The organism is Algoriphagus kandeliae (assembly GCF_004571135.1).
Taxonomy (GTDB): domain Bacteria; phylum Bacteroidota; class Bacteroidia; order Cytophagales; family Cyclobacteriaceae; genus Algoriphagus; species Algoriphagus kandeliae.
Genome location: NZ_SPSB01000001.1, coordinates 482808 through 500026, shown reverse-complemented (window position 1 = coordinate 500026; position 17219 = coordinate 482808). Strand labels below are relative to the sequence as shown.

The window sequence follows — 17219 nt, the reverse complement described above, 5'->3', positions numbered from 1 at the left end:
CAAAGCCAAGCGCTGAATGAAAATTTACACAAAGACAGGAGACGAAGGAATAACCTCTTTATTAGGAGGTATTAGAGTGCCCAAATCAGACCTACGAATTGATGCATACGGGACCGTAGATGAGCTTAATTCATACGTAGGTCTTCTTCGGGATCAGGAAGTAAATGCCAACCGAAGCGATGTTTTAAAAGAAATTCAAGACCGGCTATTTACTCTTGGAGCAGATTTGGCGACTAGCCCCGGTAAAGACAAGGTTAAAAAACCTGATTTATTCGAAAAAGATATCGAATTCTTGGAAGCCCAAATGGACCAAATGGAAGCGAGTCTTCCAGCTTTGACTGCCTTCATTCTTCCGGGTGGACACCAATCAGTTTCTTTTTGTCATCTAGCTCGAACAGTTTGTAGAAGAACAGAACGCTTGGTCGTTGAACTTGCTTCTTACGAAGAAGTCAACCCGCTAGTAATAAAATACCTCAACAGACTTTCAGATTATTTCTTCATTTTGGGTAGAAAAATGGCCCAAGAACTTGGAGTGGAAGAAGTCACCTGGAGTCCAAGAATTCAAAAATAATTCCCAATTGACAGTAGGATCATCAGATCCAATATTTACCAAATTGCCATGAAAACCTCTCTCGCCATTCCGGTTACAAAAACCCAGTCTTCCAAACTGGCGGAAACCGATTTTTCAAACTTGGTCTTCGGAAGAACTATTTCCGATCACATGTTTGTAGCAGACTATAAAAACGGGGAATGGACTGATCTTCGAATTGAGCCATATGGCCCACTTCAGTTAAATCCTTCCAATGCAGCTTTGCATTATGGACAATCCATCTTTGAAGGATTGAAGGCTTATAAAAATGAAGACGGTGAGGTTTTGATTTTTAGACCTGATGCCAATTGGCGGAGAATGAATGAATCTGCAGAACGTATGTGTATGCCATCCATTCCTGAAGAAATTTTCATGGAAGGCATGAGACAACTCATCGAACTGGACAGAGCATGGGTTCCATCAGCCAAAGGATCATCGCTTTACATCCGTCCTTACATGTTTGCTACTGATGACTACATTGGAGTAAAACCTTCGGACACCTACAAATTCATCATTTTCACCTGCCCCGTTGGAAATTATTATTCCAAGCCGGTAAGTGTGAAAGTAGAAACAAAATTTACCCGTGCTACCGAAGGTGGTACTGGGGCAGCAAAAACAGCTGGAAATTATGCAGCTTCTCTCTACCCTGCCCTTCAAGCTCAGAAGGCTGGGTACGATCAATTACTTTGGACAGATGGAAAAACCCATTCCAATATTGAGGAAAGCGGAACCATGAACGTGATGTTCAAGATAAATGGGACATTGATCACTGCTCCTACAAATACTGGAACTATCTTGAAGGGAATTACGCGAGATTCTGTAATTCAACTTGCTAAAGACTGGAATGAGCCAATTGAAGAGCGTTTCTTGAGCGTACAGGAATTAAAAGAAGCGTTGGAAAGCGGAACTTTGGAGGAAGCATTCGGGACAGGTACAGCTGCAACTATTGCTCATATCCAACGAATCCACATAAATGGTAAGGATTATGAGCTTCCAGAAAAATCAGGAGATGCATTTTCACATCGGGTATTGGCCGAGTTGGACGGCATTAAATATGGCAGCAAGGAAGACTCCCACAACTGGATTATGAAGTTCTAAATTAAATTTAAGGGGTTTTCAAATAAGCCTCTCGTGTCACATTGAGCGAAGTCGAAATGTTGCTTTCCTAAATGAAAAATAACTTCGACTCCCTGCCTTCCGTTTAGGTAGGCGCTCAGTCTGACAACAAAAGGAATTTGAGATAGTCTATTTTTATTAAACCCTCGCCCGGCTAATTGGCATTGTCATACAGCGGGGTCCTCCCAATCCACGGCTCAATTCGGAAGAAGGAATTTCCAAAACCTCCACTCCCATATTGCGAAGTGCCCGATTGGTATGGATATTTCTATTGTAAGAAATCACCCTTCTCGGCCCAATTGCAAACACATTTGCTCCATCAAACCATTGCTCCCGAAGGGAATAATCAGGATTACCATCGGCTGTAGCCAAAACTTCCAAGTGAGGAATTTCTCGCTCTAAAACTGTCAATAATGACTCCTCTAAAACTTCTCTTCGAATGTGGACTTTATCCCCTTGAATTTCTTTAAGGGTATAGCAGGAGGTTTTCAATACTGCATTCATGGCATCAGGATAGGTGAGCACTAGATTTTCATCCAAAATGGTAAAGACGGTATCCAAATGCATATAATTTCGACGGGAAGGTAAATGCACCTCATAAACCCTCTTCACTGATCCTTCTGCCAAAAGTCCCTTTGCAGCGTGATAGATGGCTTTTTCATCTGTTCGCTCCGAATTCCCAATCGCCACAGCTTCATGTGACAACACGATGACATCTCCTCCCTCAATACTTGGTGGATTCGTCATTCCATTCGAAGGATAAATTGGGTTTACGTGTTCCTTAAATTCCGGATGGTTTTCAAAAATAGTTCGAAGCAAATCAGCCTCCCGTTGACGACCTTCCATTTTCATGGAAGAAAAAATGATCCCTCCCGGTGTCAAAGCCATGGGATCTCGCTGAAAATACAAATTAGGGCAAGGCGAAATCAAAAAGGCATATTCCAATAATTCCCCAGCATCTAGATTGGGGTATTTTCTTCGAAATTCATGAACTTTCAAACCAGCCGTTAGTATCCCTGCACATTCTGCTGTAGAATATCTATTGAGGATTTCTTCTGCCAAATGAACCAAGCCTGAACGCTTCAAGGAATCCTGAATAAGCTTATACAGAATTTCCCGATCATAAAGTACCCGAATCAGTAACTCTCGCAATTGGTAAACGGTAGCCCCAGTTGCTGATTTTATCAAATTAGAAAATGCATCATGCTCTTGCTGCAAAGCCTCTAAATAAGGAACATCCTCAAAAAGTAAATACTCTTTATTGTAGGGAGTTAGTCTGTCAATTTCTTTTCCTGGCCTATGCATCAAAACGGCTCGAAGGGTGCCATATTCAGAATTTATTCTCAGATTCATTATTGAAAAGTTTTCAAAAAATTAACTGATTTTCTGCAGAAAAAAGAATTGAAATCCGAACAATTTTCAAATGAAATAAAAAAACCCGCAACTCTTTCGAAGCGGGTTTCTTATATAAAGATGAATGATCTTATTCGTTCATTTTTTCAATATGGGCCTCCTTGATTTTTCTTCGAAGGATTTTTCCCACATTGGATTTTGGAAGTTCATCGGTGAAATAAACCTCTCTAGGAATCTTATAATTCGTCAAAGATTCATGACAGTGTTTGATAATCTGATCGGCAGTCAACGAACTATCTTTTGGAACAACATAAGCTACTACCTTCTCGGTAGACTTTGGATCAGGCATTCCTATCACTCCCACTTCCAACACTCCTGCACAGCTAGCAATACAATCTTCCACTTCGTTAGGATAGACATTGAATCCTGAAACTAGGATCATTTCCTTCTTCCTATCTACAATCTTGAAGAAGCCATCCTCATCCATTATTCCGATATCTCCGGACTTAAACCACTCACCATGCATTACATTGGCGGTTTCTTCCGGTCGCTGCCAATAGCCACGCATCACTTGAGGGCCTTTAATGCAAATCTCTCCTCTTTCTCCAACAGGAAGTGGATTACCTTCATCATCTGCTACCATCACCTCAGTATTTGGCAAAGGCAAACCAATTGTTCCGATTCGCTCGGTTCCGTCAATAGGATTACAAGTGGCTACAGGGGAAGTTTCCGTCAATCCATAACCTTCAGCTAAAGGAACTCCAGTCACCGATTTCCACTTTTCGGCAGTTACTTTTTGAACAGCCATACCACCACCAACAGCAATTTTCAACTTACTGAAATCTAATGATTTAAAAGCATCTTGATTAAGCAATCCATTAAACAATGTGTTTACTCCTGTAAAGACTGTAAACTGATGTTTGGATAGATCCTTGATGAAGGCTTTCATGTCTCTTGGATTGGTGATCAATAGGTTGTGAGCACCAATTTTCAGCATAGCCAGACAGTTTACTGTTAAAGCAAAAATGTGATAAAGTGGAAGTGCAGTTACGACAATTTCTTCCTTCTCCCGCAACTTTGGTTTCATCCAAGCAGAGATCTGCTGCATATTAGCCACGATATTTCCATGGGTCAATTCTGCACCTTTAGATACACCGGTTGTTCCTCCTGTATACTGCAAAAATGCCGTATCAGCTAAGGTTAAATTTATCTTTTGGAAACTTTGTCGAGCACCCTTCGCTAAAGCTGATTTAAGTGAAACGGCTCCAGGAATGGAGTATGCCGGAACCATTTTTTTCACATGTTTCACAACCATATTCACAATGGTTCCTTTTAATCCGCCCAACAAATCTCCAAGCTCAGTCACAATCACATGTTTGGCTTGAATTTCATTTCTAATCTTTTCCAGATTGTAGGCAAAATTGGCTACGATCACCACCACATCAGCACCAGAATCATTGAACTGATGCTTCATTTCTGCCGGTGTGTACAAAGGATTGGTATTGACTACCACCATTCCTGCCCGCAATACCCCAAACATTACCACAGGATATTGCAAAATATTTGGCATTTGAATAGCTACCCGAGATCCCTTTGGAAGCTTTAAATCATGAATCAAATAATTGGCAAAATTTGCACTCATTCGATCCAAATCGTTAAATGAAAGCGTTTTCCCCATGCATTCATAGGCGACAGCATCCTGAAATTTTTGGACACTTTCTTCGAATAAATCGCTTATACTTGAATAGGCCTCACAATCAACTTCTTTATCCACCAATTCAGGATAATGCTTGTACCAGGGAAAATCTTTCATACTGTATCAATTTGGGTGAATTGTTAATTTAAATTTTTGCTTCAATATAAGTTTATTTCAAAATTTTTCGGGCAATGAGTTCTTTCATAATCTCATTGGTTCCTGCATAAATCCGCTGAACTCGGGCATCCGCGTAAGCTCTTGCCACTCCATACTCCCACATATACCCGTAGCCGCCATGAAGCTGTACACATTCATCTGCAACTTTGCACTGCAACTCCGTCATATTGTATTTCGCGGCAGATGCCATGGCAGAATCCAATTTCCCTTCATTATGCAGATCCACAAGATAATCGCAGTAAATTCTACCCTGCTCCAAAGCCGCAGTCATTTCCGCCAATTTAAAGCGGGTATTTTGGAAGTCAGAAAGACTTTTGTTGAAAGCTTTTCTCTGCTTTACATATGAAATTGTACTATCCAACATATACTCTCCCAACGCAATGGCCGCCAAAGCTACCACTAAACGCTCTTGAGCTAGTTCAGTCATCAAATACTTAAAACCTTCCCCCTCTTTTCCCAAGAGATTTTCTTTTGGAACTTTTACATCTTCAAAGAAGAGTTCACAAGTATCCTGTGCGTGCAAACCTACTTTTTCAAAAGGTTTACCTTTAGAAAATCCTTCCATATCCCGATCTACAAGCACCAGACTGATACCTTTTGCTCCTTTGGAAGGATCTGTTTTGACTGCTACTACCACCACATCACTGAGGTATCCATTGGTGATAAAGGTTTTGGAGCCATTTACCAAATAATAATCTCCATGATCCACCGCAGAAGTCCGCATTCCTTGCAAATCAGAGCCAGCACCTGGTTCTGTCATGGCTACTGCTCCGATAAAATCCCCGCTTATCATCGATGGAATATAGCGCTGTTTTGCTACCTCTGTTCCATAATGTAGAATGTAGGGCATTACGATGTCAGAATGCAATGGATATCCAATAGCCGGGCCCGAACATCCACTCAAGCCTAATTCTTCAATTAAAATCGCATTGTATCTGAAATCTTGAATATTTAAGCCTCCAAGTTCTTCGGGAGCCTGCATTCCCAAAAAGCCATTCTCACCGAATTTCTTCCAGGATTCTCGGGAAACCATCTTTTGCTTTTCCCATTCATCATTGTGAGGGATGACTTCTTTGGCAATAAAATCTCGAACACTCTGCCGGAAAAGCTCATGTTCTTCTGTAAATAGTTTTCGTGGTAGTCCAAACATTTGGGTTTATATTTTTTCTTCAGGTAAAAATAAAAATTCAAACGTATTCAGAAATGGATTTTTTGATAGAGGAACTTTGTTGCCAAAAAGGCTTTCCTATGAGAATAGAAAATCGAAAAGGATGCTATATGTTTGAAATCAAAATCGAAGAATCTTAAAAAAATGAAGTTTACGCTGGAAAACGACAGCTCCATAGAACAATTACAAGCTTTAGATTGCTGGAACGAAGGGGAAAAAATAACAAACTTATCCGATGTGAATGATAGTAATATGAATAAAGTCCTTCGCATCCACACGGATCAACGGAGTGTAATTGCGAAACAGTCCCGCCCTTACGTTCGAAAATTCCCTCAAATCCCAGCGCCAATAGAGCGGATTCAAACTGAAAAACGCTTCTATGAGGAAATTCAAATGAATTCTGAATTATTAAAATTCAGCCCTAGAATCCTGGCATGGTATCCAGAAAGCTACCTATTGATCACCGAGGATTTGGGTCAATTGGGAGATTTTTCAGGTATTTATTCCTCGGAGAAAAAACTAGAGCCAAAGCAAATCCAAGAGCTCATCACCTACCTAAATCAACTGCATCAAATTCAACCTGAGGATTTTCCGGATAACCTCGCCATGCGGGAATTAAACCATGAGCATATCTTCAATTTTCCGTTCAATGAGCATAATGGATTTGACTTGAACACTATTCAAGAAGGCCTTCAGGAACTCAGCTTACCCCATAAATCGGATAAAGAATTAAAAAATCAAATTTCAGAACTGGGAAAACGGTATTTGAAAAAAGGGAATGTTCTCATACATGGTGACTACTATCCTGGAAGCTGGATGGATGCAGGTGATAGTATAAAAATCATTGATCCTGAATTCTCATTTATGGGTGATGCAGAATTTGACTTAGGAGTTTTCTTAGCACATGCTGATTTTGGAGATCAAGGAGATGAGGTTGAGTTGCAGCTTAAATCCAATTACAACAATCCAATAGATTGGAATTTGGTTCAAGCCTATAGAGGTGTAGAAATTATGCGAAGACTGATTGGAATAGCCCAACTTCCACTGGAATTGAACCTAGTTCAAAAAGAAGCTTTGTTAAATCAGGCTAAATCCTACCTCCTCTAAATGAAATATCCGATTTTAATTTTCCTTCTAGCGGGTTTTATCGCCTGTTCAAGCCCTGAGCCTATTCCTTCTTTCGAAGATAAGCTGATAGAGAGTGGTTTATCAGAAGAAGAGCTTCACGACAAAATATTAGGAATGATAGTCGGAGGAGCCATTGGCGATGCCATGGGAGCACCAACCGAAATGTGGCCAAGAGAGTCTATTCAAGCAAAATACGGTTTTGTCCGGGAATTGGACTCGCTAATAAGAGAAGCATCCCCTGAAGGTACATGGCTTCCTAATCTACCTGAAGGCGGAACTACTGACGATACCAGATGGAAAGTGTTCACTTCGGAATTCCTTACCTCTCAAAAACCAAATCAACTGAATCCCAAGGATTTTGCAAGGAAGATATTAGAAACTTACAATGAGTATTTGGAGGAGTTTTATCAATTGGATAGCCTAGATACCTATCGAATTGAGGAAATGAATCTCAAATTGGGATGGCTTCAAGAGTGGGCAAAAGTCAGCCAACCTTTTATAGCTAATAACCTTTCGGCTTATGCAGACTCCTTGGGAAAATTTTATGGTGGAGAAATGGTTTGTGCAGGCTTACTTTATGCCCCCGCATTGGGAGCCTATTTTCCCGGCAACCCAGAAAAAGCCTATCAGGAAGCCTATAAATTATCCATTTATGATTTGGGCTATGCAAAAGACTTGACTGCTTTAAGTGCTGCCATGACTGCTGCAGGGATGAAAAAGGGTGCAAGTTCTGATTCCTTACTTACTTCTTTACAGATTGACCCAATGCATTATTTCGAAAGCAGATTAGTGGGAAGAACAGCTAATCGAATAATCAATGATGCGCTTTTCATAGTCGAGGAAGCAAAAAAATTAGATTCTTTAGGAAACCACATGGACCCTGAAAGTCCCGCTTTGAATTTCGCCTATTCCCAATTGGATGCTCGAATTCAGGATATGCCATTTCATGCGGGGGAAATTTTCCTTCAGACCTTGACGGCAATGATTTATTCTGACTTCGATTTTATGAACACCCTGATTTTTCTCACCAATTACGGTCGCGATAATGATACCACCGCAGCCTTGGCAGGATCAATTTTGGGTGCTTATTATGGATTTGGAAACTTACCTGAAAAAGAAAAGCATCAGGTTTTATCAGTCAATAAAAATCTACTAGAAATTAATCTTGAAAGAACTGCTGATGATTTGAGTAATCATCTTTTAGGCAAATAAAAAAAGTCCCAAATCAAGAGATTTGGGACTTTTCTATTCAATCTGATGAATTTAGAAGTACAGATTTTTGGTTCTTCCCAAATTATCCGTGATCTCAAAATAAACTTCATCAGGACTTACTCCTTTCAATTTAAAGTCTTTACGGAATCCGTCAGGATGATTGATCGTCTCAGCGTGGATCAATTTGTTTGAATCTGTATAGCGAACTTTTACATCCACTCCAGGTTCTGTCAAACCAATGACAGCAATATTGACGGTTTCATCATCGACAACTTTTCCATAAGCCATCAGAGGATATTCATCCATTTTAGGACGCTTGTCAAAAGTTTCTACCGTGTAAATCACCTCATCCTCTTCCGTAGAGATTTTTACTTGATATTCTCCACATGGAAGATTGTTCAAATCGTAAGGAATCAAAACTTTTTCATCACCTACTTTGACTTTACGTTGGTGAAGGATTTTACCATCTTCATCCATGATGGCCACTTTTGTCTTTCCAATGCCTTCATTTAAAAGGACATTTACTTTCTTAAATTTTGCCCGAGCATCGGTGTTTTCTAAAAGATCCTCGTTTGAATTGGCTGCTAGAGTGCTTGTAGCTAAAAGTCCAGCAAGTGCGAATGTGAATAACGTTTTCATAATGTGTAGTTGGTTTAGTGTTGTGCTTTTCCTGTTGCCAAGCCCGTACCAATACCAATTTGAAAAAATTCACTTTGCCAATTCCAGCTTCCAGATTTTGTAAAAATTAAGGATCCGGCCGAATAAAATTTTGAATACTTGACGAATTTGACGCAAAACCTGTTTTAATTCTGAACTATTCTAAGTACGAATGCCACGAAACCGAACACTTTCAGTAAAAAGTAGCCTATTCCTAGGTTGCATTTTAGTATAGAGATTAAGGAAAATTAATTTTGAAAAATTTTTTCCTTGGCACAATTGACTGACCGAAAAGTAAAAAAGCTGTACACGTGCGTACAGCTCCTGTCCGTCCTGAAACAGATTTTTGATTTATATCAAACTTTTTTCAACTCTTGGCTGAGTTGTTTTACTCGGTCTTTGATGGAAATATTTGAAATATCCATATCCAAAGAGGTGGCTTTTAGAAAATCAACTACCGCGCCTTGATGGTCAGTGGATTTACCTTCTGCCAAAGTCACGTAGCGCATGGTTGACCATAGTACGGTTTTCAATTGAGTCTTACTATCATCTGTCATGTAGTATTCTACAAGAATAGTGTTGTGATTATGCCAGATAATCCGACTCATGATACGTACCCACTCTCCTACCATGGCTGGCTTTACATAGCTGATATTATGATTATACACCACCCAGGCAGCTTTGTATTTTCGAATAAGATCAATGACTTCCATGCCGTAAAGTTTCGGAACCTGATCCTCACGGGCATTGAAGAAGTAATCGAAATATTTGGCATTATTTAAATGCTGCAAAGGATCACAATCCTGAAAACGAATCACAACTCGGCTTTCAGTTTCTTTGGGGTAGTGCTTTTCTGGATTATACTCAAACATGACTTTAAGATTGAAAATAACTTGAATCGATCAACTGGATACCTTTACTCTTCATTTCTTGCAAGGCTTTTTCCCCATCATTTGCATCCAAATTCACTGCTTTGGTCGCATCTTGAATCAAGAAGGTTTCAAAACCTAAAGAATTCCCATCTAAAGCTGTGAACTTTACACAATAATCTTGAGCTAAGCCACATACAAAAATTCGCTCCACTCCCGCTTTTCGAAGAAAATCGGCCAAACCAGTATCTCCTCTTCTGGCATTGTCAAAAAATCCGGAATAAGAATCTACACGAGGATTCATTCCTTTTTGAAAAATAGCTTTCCAATTTGAATTATCGAGGTCTTGATGGAATTCAGCTCCTTTAGACCCTTGCACGCAGTGAACAGGCCAAAGAACTTGGTCAATTCCGTCTAAATCGATGATTTCACCTGGAATTTTTCCCGGATGATTGGCAGCAAAGCTCAAATGTTCAGCAGGATGCCAATCTTGCGTAGCGACAATTAGCTCAAAATAAGGCTGAATCTGATTAATGGCAGGAATAATCTGATCCCCTTCCGATACGGCTAAAGCACCTCCAGGCAAAAAATCGTATTGAACATCTACTATGATTAATGCGTCCTTCTTACTCATTTTCATCTTCAAATTTTTTCGCTTTCAAAACCAAATCCATTCGCAAATGGTGCAAGTTTTCCTCCAATCCAACAGGATAAATGTGTGGATTGACTAATCGCTTGTGAGTCTTGTCAAAGGATCCCAATTGATCTTTGGTTCGCTGCCTGATCTTTTCAATAGGAGGACAAGAATAAATAACCTTCCCATCCTTAAAAATCGGCTTCAACAGATCCTCGCCTTGATAAAAAGCCGGCATGATGCGCTTCCTTCTAGTCGGATCCAAAGGATCAATAATCACCGTACCTCTTGGATTCACTTCTTGATCTTCCAGGAAAATCATATCAGCCACTGCTTTCCCCTGAGAATAGTAACGTCTTACATTATGAATACCCGGAATATTGATTTTTAAAGTTTGCTGAGAGACCTTGATTTTTGGCTGCCACTCTCCTTCCTCAGTTCGAATCGCAGACAACTTATATACCGCTCCCAAGGCCGGTTGATCAAAAGCAGTTACCAATTTGGTACCCACTCCCCATACATTTATAGAAGCTTCCTGAGACTTCAATGAAGCAATGATATATTCATCCAAATCATTGGAAGCTACAATCTTGGCGTTGGGAAATCCAGCTCCATCCAGCATTTCTCTAGCTTGATTAGAAAAATAAGCTAAGTCCCCACTGTCGATCCGTATCCCCACCATTTCTTTTCCCTTGCTTCTCAAAATCTCCCCAACTTTTATGGCGTTTTTGATTCCTTGCAAAGTATCATAGGTGTCTACCAAGAAAACGCATTGATCAGGAAAAGCATCAGCGTAGGCTTCAAATGCTTCCAATTCGCTTTCAAAAGACATAATCCAGCTATGTGCATGAGTACCGGAAACAGGAATGCCAAATAGCTTTCCTGCCATGACATTACTTGTGGAAGTGCAACCCCCTATATAAGCTGCCCGACTTGCTGCCAAAGCTCCATCTATCCCTTGCGCTCTTCTTAAACCAAATTCAAGTACCGGTTCACCTTTTGCAGCAAGCGTAATCCGAGCCGCTTTGGTAGCAATCAGAGTCTGAAAGTTCAAAATATTCAAAAGCGGAGTTTCCAACAGTTGACATTGAATCAATGGACCTTTCACTCTCAAAATTGGAGCATTGGGAAAAACTACCGTCCCTTCCTCCACTGCATCGATATCACAACTAAAACGGAGATTTTCCAGGTAATCCAAAAAGCCTTTCTCAAATTGCGGAGAGCCATCCGGAGCCTTCATCCCCGCGAGATATTCAATATCCTTTTTCTCAAAATGAAAGTTGCGGCAATAATCCACCACATATTCTAAGCCTGCAGCCACAGTAAAACCGCCTTGGAAAGGGTGTTTTCTGAAAAACAAATTGAATACGGCTTCTTCTTCACCTTTGCCCGCTTTCCAATAAGCATAGGCCATGGTGAGTTGATAAAAATCCGTAAGCAGTGCTAAACTTCCTTGGTAGAGGTCTTTAGTAATTTTCATAGAATCTGCTTTCCTTCAAAGTTAATCCAGTATCTACTACTAGCGATGATTTTGGCCTATTTTTATCTGTAAATACTCTCTGAAAGGCAAATCCAATAAAAATCTCAAACTTTATGATTACATTTTTTGAGATAGGTACGACAAAACAATGAATGTTCGAATGAAGGTAAATCGAAAGTGGAGTGATGAGGAATTAGTCCAGATGATCCTTAAAAAACAGGATCAAAACTTGGCGATTTCTCAACTATATGAGCAGCACTATGGAATGTTGGAAAATTTAATCATTCAAAATTCCGGCTCAGCTGACGATGCCGCAGACATCATTCAAGAAACTATGTTGGTATTTGTTCAAATGATAGTAAGTCAAAAATTTCGAGGAGAATCATCCATAAAGTCCATACTCTACAGTATTGCAAAAAACCAATGGATCTCTGAAATAAGGAAACGAAAAAGTACCCAAAAACGGAATGAACACTTCCATACTCAGGGTCAGGAAAATTCAGCCATCATTACAGAAGCCATTTCTAGACAGGAGGATTATAACTTCATCATGAGGCTTTTTGAACAGTTGGGAGAAAGATGCCGAAGAATTCTTCAACTCTTCTATTACGAGGAGCTCCCTATGAAAGAAATCTGTGAACAAATGGAATTCAGTTCTGAGCAGGTGCTGAGAAACAAAAAATACAAATGCTTGAAAGCACTCCATGAATCCGTCCTAGCAAATCCATCCATCAAAACCAACCTCCAAAAAATCCTGAGAAATGAATACTAACATTGACTTAAACGTACTCGAAGATTACTTGGAAAATAAATTGACTCCAGAAAAAAAACTGGAAGTTGAAAAGGCTCTGTCTCAGGATGAAAACCTAAACCTTGAACTGAAAGCACTTGAGATGAGCAGAAAAGCCATTGAGCTTTCCGAATGGAAAAAGCTCATCCATAAGACTCAATCAAGCTTCTTGGAAAATAGAAATACCCGCTCCTTGGATTCGAATGATAGGAAATCAGGGTTTACCTGGCTCCTTCGTATCGCCGCTTCCCTCACACTCTTATTAGTGGGATTGGGATCTTTTCTCTTTTTGACAACCACACCAGAGGGATTACAGGATAATTTTCTGAGCTATCAAGTTCCTTTGATGCGAGGTGAAGCGGAATCCAGTCTAGATCAGATGAAAGAATCCTATCGAAATAAGGATTTCCAGCAAGTCCTTAGCCTAGGAAAAAATCAACAAAGTCTTGAGAAGGAAGGACAATTTTTAGTAGCTATGAGTCATCTTGAAATAGGAAACGGAAAGGAGGCCGTCGAAGAACTTTTGGAACTTCAAAGGAAAAATCAGCAGGAGGAAGCGTCTTTCCTAGATGATGAGATTGATTATTACCTCGTAAAAGGCTATATCCTTCAAGGCGATTATTCCAGTGCTAAGAATCAGGTTGAAAAGATTCGATCAAATCCAACTCATAAATATCGAAGAAACTTGGACAGGTGGGATGCGTTCAAAATTCAAATTCTGGATTTGAAATACTGATCTGCACTAATATTTATTTCAATTCGTTAAAAAAATTGAAAATCGCGGTTACAAATTCTAAATCTGTATCGACCTAAGTAAAACAAATAAACTGAACCATGAAGAATTATCAATTAGTAACAATCGCAGCCCTTATCACAGTTTTTTCATGCGGAGAAAAAGAAGAACCACTTGCCGTTGGAAATGGTGACATCCAATTGGGAGTTGGTGTAAAACTCAGCAACAATTCATCTCCCAATGGTAGAATTTTGGAACAAGGTGTCAGCATTACCAGCGGATTTTTGCAGGTAAAAGAAATAGAACTAGAAGTTGAAGGAAGTGATGAAAATGGAGAGTTTGAGCGTGAAGTTTCCTACCGATTCCCGGAAATCAAAAAAATCACCTTTGATGAATTCTCTTCTGACGTAGACTTTTTCATCAATATTGAATCTGGAAATTACGTAGAAATCGAATTTGAAATAGATCTTATCGATCATCAAAATGAGCCTAGTATCTTTTTGGAAGGAACCTTCGGTAATTCAGACGGAAGCACAGTCCCACTTCGATTGGAAGTATATGGAGACGACGATGATGATTTAGATTTTGAACTAGAATTGGAATCAGAAGATGATCGGCTCTTTTACATTGACGAAATAAACAATCCCCTCGCCCTGATGGAAATCAATGCAGAAAATTGGTTTAGTGGTATTTCCCAGTCTGAGTTGGAAGATGCTGAATTAACCGATGGCGTTTTAGTGATTTCCAGAGATATAAATCGCTCTATTTACTTGAGAATTTTGAAGAAAATTGAAGAATCTTCTGATATCGAATTGGAATTGAACTAAGCCAACATCATTTCAATAAATCCGGCAAATTACTTTGCCGGATTTTTTTTTATTCTCTGAACAAACGGATAGCAATTGCATAAACAATTCCTGAAATCAGCAGAAATATGCCGAAATACAACACGATTCTGAGAATACGATCTTTACCGGAGTTGTATTGTAATTGACCAACCAAAATAAAATTAGTCCAATATGGAGCTTCCGAAAATTGGGCCATTTGAGGGTCATTTATTAATTCAATCTTGGCTAATTGCAGTGCTTTTGCATAGTTTTTTCCATCTTCCAAATGTTCATAAAATCTCTGCGATAAATAAGCTGCGACCTGATCTTCTGTCAACCAAAGCGTGGATACTAACTCCTCTACTCCAGACATCGCAAAACTTCTAGCCAAGGATACCAACCCTTCCGATTCACTAAAACGTCCTGATGCTGTTTCACAAGCACTTAAAAAAACCAACTCTACTCCATCCAAGGGTTGGAAACTCAACTCAGAATCAAATAGTCTAAAATCTTCCGATGGATAAAAAGCAATAAATGAAACAGCTGACTCTTCCCCTGAAGCAATTGCATGTGTTGCCAAATGCAGATAGCGGGATTGACTTGCCTCTTTTAAGAATTGGGCTTTACTAGCTTCTTTTCCAAAGAACTTTTCCCCAGGTAAGTTTTCTATTTCCTGATAAGAACCCGGAAGTGCCGGCAAGTTTTCAAGTTCAGTCTGAGATTCAGAGAAAGGAGCAAAACTAAATAAAGACTCCCCTTCCCATTCTGTTTGTCCCATTTTGCGTAGCTGTAGAGCTGTAAATTGATAGCTAATCGGAATTTTCTGAATCAGGAATTCATTTCCAATAGGAAATTCATCAAAAGAAACACCTGAGAAAACCCCATGTGGAATAATCATTAAAACCGATTTACTATCCCACTCCAAATTAGAAAAAAAGGCATTGCTCAGCTCGGAGAGAATTTCGGGGCTTTTATATGACATCCCTCCTCTCCAGGTTCGAAGATTACGCTTCCAATCTAAGACTTGATTCCTTTTTGTTTCATCCCATGAAACCAATCGCCAATCCAAGCCAGACTCGTCTAGAATAAAGAGGTGGAGCTTTTCTTTTCCTTCAAAAAACGAAAATAGTATATCCCCATCTGTCAATTCTTGTTGAATGGTCTTTACATCAATTTCCATCCTACTTTCCGCTTGAGGATAAAATGATTTGATTCTTTCTCTTGTTCGAGAAAGCTCGATTTGAAGGCTGTTGTATTCCTTTTTTAAATCTTGGATTTCGGAAAGATCTTGAGACTCATATTGATTCCTGTAGTTTATCGCTATTCGCTGCTGAAGTTCTTTTTCCGTCTCTAAAAATGACTTGGGAACACCCGAATCTTCCTTCAGCTTATTTTCCAATACTCCCAATCTCAATGCACTCGATTTGCTTTGTTCTGCCCAGATAAAAGCCTGGTTTTTATATCCCTCTACTGGGTTTTTGGAATAAAAAGAAAATAGACTTGCAATTGAATTTCTATATGCCTCGATAACCTGGTCACCCAAAAATATCCTTGCTTCATCATTGTCGAAATTTGAGGAAAGATAATCTGCCAAGGAAAAGGCTACCTGATAGGTTTCTTTTCCTAGAGTATAATAAGTCTGATTGCTTTCCCTTTCAAAAATTAACCAAGCTGTTTCCGCTTTAGCGATCAAATTTTCAAACAATGAGATGGAAGCCATTCCTAAAGAAAGATCGGATGGGTTAGAAAAATTATCCTCATTCCTAAAATCGGGATGCAATTCCACCACAGCTTGATGAAAATAGGTAAGCGCCTCCTTATCCTGATTCAGCATGCGATAGTAAGTGCCTTTATTTTCAAAATAGGTTCCCCTTTGGTAATTCTTCTCTGGTACGCCTAGTCTATCCAAAGTATAAGCTGTTAGCTCCAAAAGACTATCAGCTTTTTCCAGTGAATTTGTCTGCAAATAGGCTTTAGTTAGGAGATTTAAAAAGGAAAGTATATTTCCTTCTCCGGGGTTTTGAATTTGGTTCAAGGCAGCTAGCGCATCTTCTCCTCTATTTTCTTTCAAAAATGTATTCGCCAAATTGAGGCGAATCTGATTGGTATTGATATTCCAATCCAATAATTGATGATAGATAGTTCTTGCGCTATCATAAAGCTCCAAATGATAGAGTGCTGAAGCCTTATTACTCAAAAAACTATAGCGGGCATATTGGATATAATCGGGGTCCTCGCCTCCCAAATAGCTTTCTGCTTGATCAAAGTAGGTAATACTCTGAAGGTAATTTCCAGTCTCAAAATAATAAACTCCCAAAGCATTGAATAAGCGCTCCGGCAAAGCAGAACTGATTAAGTCCCTCTGAATTCGTTCTGCTTCCTTCAAATGAAGGATAGCCGAATCTAATCGGCTCATTCTAAATAAGACCTCCCCTAAGAATAAATTGGAATTATAGACCAAGGTATCGGCTAGACCAAAGGCCTTTGCATAATTGATTCCTCTTCGATAAGTATCTGCTGCTTCCTGCTGTTGGTTATAAAGCAGCAATAAACTTCCCAGATTCTCCGAAGCTCGAACAAAAGCACTTGCCAAATCTACATCGGGAACCTCACTCAAAACTTGCTTATAGATTTCTATTGCCAACAAATCATCCTCCTCTTGGGGATAGGGTAATTGGTAAAGAGAATCAGCTTTTCGAAGTAGTTTTTCAACTGATTGACTTTTACCTACAAAAGGAAGAATTAATAGGAAGCAAAAAAATATGGGTGCAAGAGTTTTGAACACAGGGG

At 39.5% G+C, this 17219-nt stretch carries 15 protein-coding genes; 7 read left to right on the top strand and 8 right to left on the bottom strand.

Features of this window, described 5'->3' with window-relative positions; translation table 11 throughout:
• The first annotated feature begins 16 nt into the window (after positions 1-16).
• Positions 17-571 (top strand): cob(I)yrinic acid a,c-diamide adenosyltransferase, encoded by a 555-nt coding sequence (locus tag E4S40_RS02090; protein ID WP_135070150.1) that lies wholly within the window; start codon positions 17-19, stop codon positions 569-571.
• Positions 572-619: 48 nt separating this feature from the next.
• The gene (locus E4S40_RS02085; RefSeq protein ID WP_135070147.1) at positions 620-1687 is read left to right on the top strand and encodes a branched-chain amino acid aminotransferase; all 1068 of its coding nucleotides are present in this window, start codon (positions 620-622) and stop codon (positions 1685-1687) included.
• A gap of 156 nt (positions 1688-1843) precedes the next feature.
• Here E4S40_RS02085 and E4S40_RS02080 read toward each other — a convergent pair whose 3' ends face one another.
• The 3 genes from E4S40_RS02080 to E4S40_RS02070 form a co-directional block, all read right to left on the bottom strand.
• The gene (locus E4S40_RS02080; protein WP_135070144.1) at positions 1844-3058 is read right to left on the bottom strand and encodes an arginine deiminase; all 1215 of its coding nucleotides are present in this window, start codon (positions 3056-3058) and stop codon (positions 1844-1846) included.
• 130 nt (positions 3059-3188) lie between these two features.
• Positions 3189-4871, bottom strand: a complete 1683-nt coding sequence (locus E4S40_RS02075) for an AMP-binding protein (protein ID WP_135070141.1) — start codon at positions 4869-4871, stop codon at positions 3189-3191.
• 52 nt (positions 4872-4923) lie between these two features.
• A complete protein-coding gene (locus tag E4S40_RS02070; protein WP_135070138.1) occupies positions 4924-6081 on the bottom strand; it encodes an acyl-CoA dehydrogenase family protein in 1158 nt (385 codons plus the stop codon).
• Positions 6082-6243: 162 nt separating this feature from the next.
• Between E4S40_RS02070 and E4S40_RS02065 the strand changes: the two genes are divergently transcribed.
• Positions 6244-7206 carry a phosphotransferase gene (locus tag E4S40_RS02065; RefSeq protein WP_135070135.1) on the top strand — a complete coding sequence of 321 codons (963 nt, stop codon included), beginning with the start codon at positions 6244-6246 and terminating at the stop codon, positions 7204-7206.
• Positions 7207-8439, top strand: a complete 1233-nt coding sequence (locus E4S40_RS02060) for an ADP-ribosylglycohydrolase family protein (protein WP_135070132.1) — start codon at positions 7207-7209, stop codon at positions 8437-8439. It abuts the gene before it with no gap.
• 51 nt (positions 8440-8490) lie between these two features.
• Here the strand turns inward: E4S40_RS02060 and E4S40_RS02055 are convergent, their stop codons facing one another.
• The 4 genes from E4S40_RS02055 to E4S40_RS02040 all read right to left on the bottom strand — a co-directional run bounded on the left by E4S40_RS02055 (position 8491) and on the right by E4S40_RS02040 (position 12079).
• Positions 8491-9078, bottom strand: coding sequence for a hypothetical protein (locus E4S40_RS02055; RefSeq protein ID WP_135070129.1), 588 nt, complete (start codon positions 9076-9078; stop codon positions 8491-8493).
• 374 nt (positions 9079-9452) lie between these two features.
• Positions 9453-9968, bottom strand: a complete 516-nt coding sequence (locus tag E4S40_RS02050; RefSeq protein ID WP_135070126.1) for an acyl-CoA thioesterase — start codon at positions 9966-9968, stop codon at positions 9453-9455.
• Between the two features lie 4 nt (positions 9969-9972).
• Positions 9973-10599 carry a bifunctional nicotinamidase/pyrazinamidase gene (gene pncA / locus E4S40_RS02045; RefSeq protein WP_394345389.1) on the bottom strand — a complete coding sequence of 209 codons (627 nt, stop codon included), beginning with the start codon at positions 10597-10599 and terminating at the stop codon, positions 9973-9975.
• Complete coding sequence (locus tag E4S40_RS02040) at positions 10592-12079, bottom strand: nicotinate phosphoribosyltransferase (protein ID WP_135070120.1); 1488 nt, start codon at positions 12077-12079, stop codon at positions 10592-10594. Before E4S40_RS02040 ends, pncA begins: the two co-directional genes overlap by 8 nt.
• 160 nt (positions 12080-12239) lie before the next feature.
• Here E4S40_RS02040 and E4S40_RS02035 point away from each other — a divergent pair, with 160 nt between their 5' ends.
• The 3 genes from E4S40_RS02035 to E4S40_RS02025 all read left to right on the top strand — a co-directional run bounded on the left by E4S40_RS02035 (position 12240) and on the right by E4S40_RS02025 (position 14429).
• A complete protein-coding gene (locus E4S40_RS02035) occupies positions 12240-12851 on the top strand; it encodes an RNA polymerase sigma factor (protein WP_161971758.1) in 612 nt (203 codons plus the stop codon).
• Positions 12841-13605, top strand: a complete 765-nt coding sequence (locus tag E4S40_RS02030; RefSeq protein WP_135070114.1) for a hypothetical protein — start codon at positions 12841-12843, stop codon at positions 13603-13605. Before E4S40_RS02035 ends, E4S40_RS02030 begins: the two co-directional genes overlap by 11 nt.
• 98 nt (positions 13606-13703) lie before the next feature.
• Positions 13704-14429, top strand: a complete 726-nt coding sequence (locus E4S40_RS02025) for a hypothetical protein (protein ID WP_237563107.1) — start codon at positions 13704-13706, stop codon at positions 14427-14429.
• A 49-nt stretch (positions 14430-14478) separates the two neighbouring features.
• Here the strand turns inward: E4S40_RS02025 and E4S40_RS02020 are convergent, their stop codons facing one another.
• A complete protein-coding gene (locus tag E4S40_RS02020; protein WP_135070111.1) occupies positions 14479-17214 on the bottom strand; it encodes a CHAT domain-containing protein in 2736 nt (911 codons plus the stop codon).
• Positions 17215-17219: the final 5 nt, after the last annotated feature.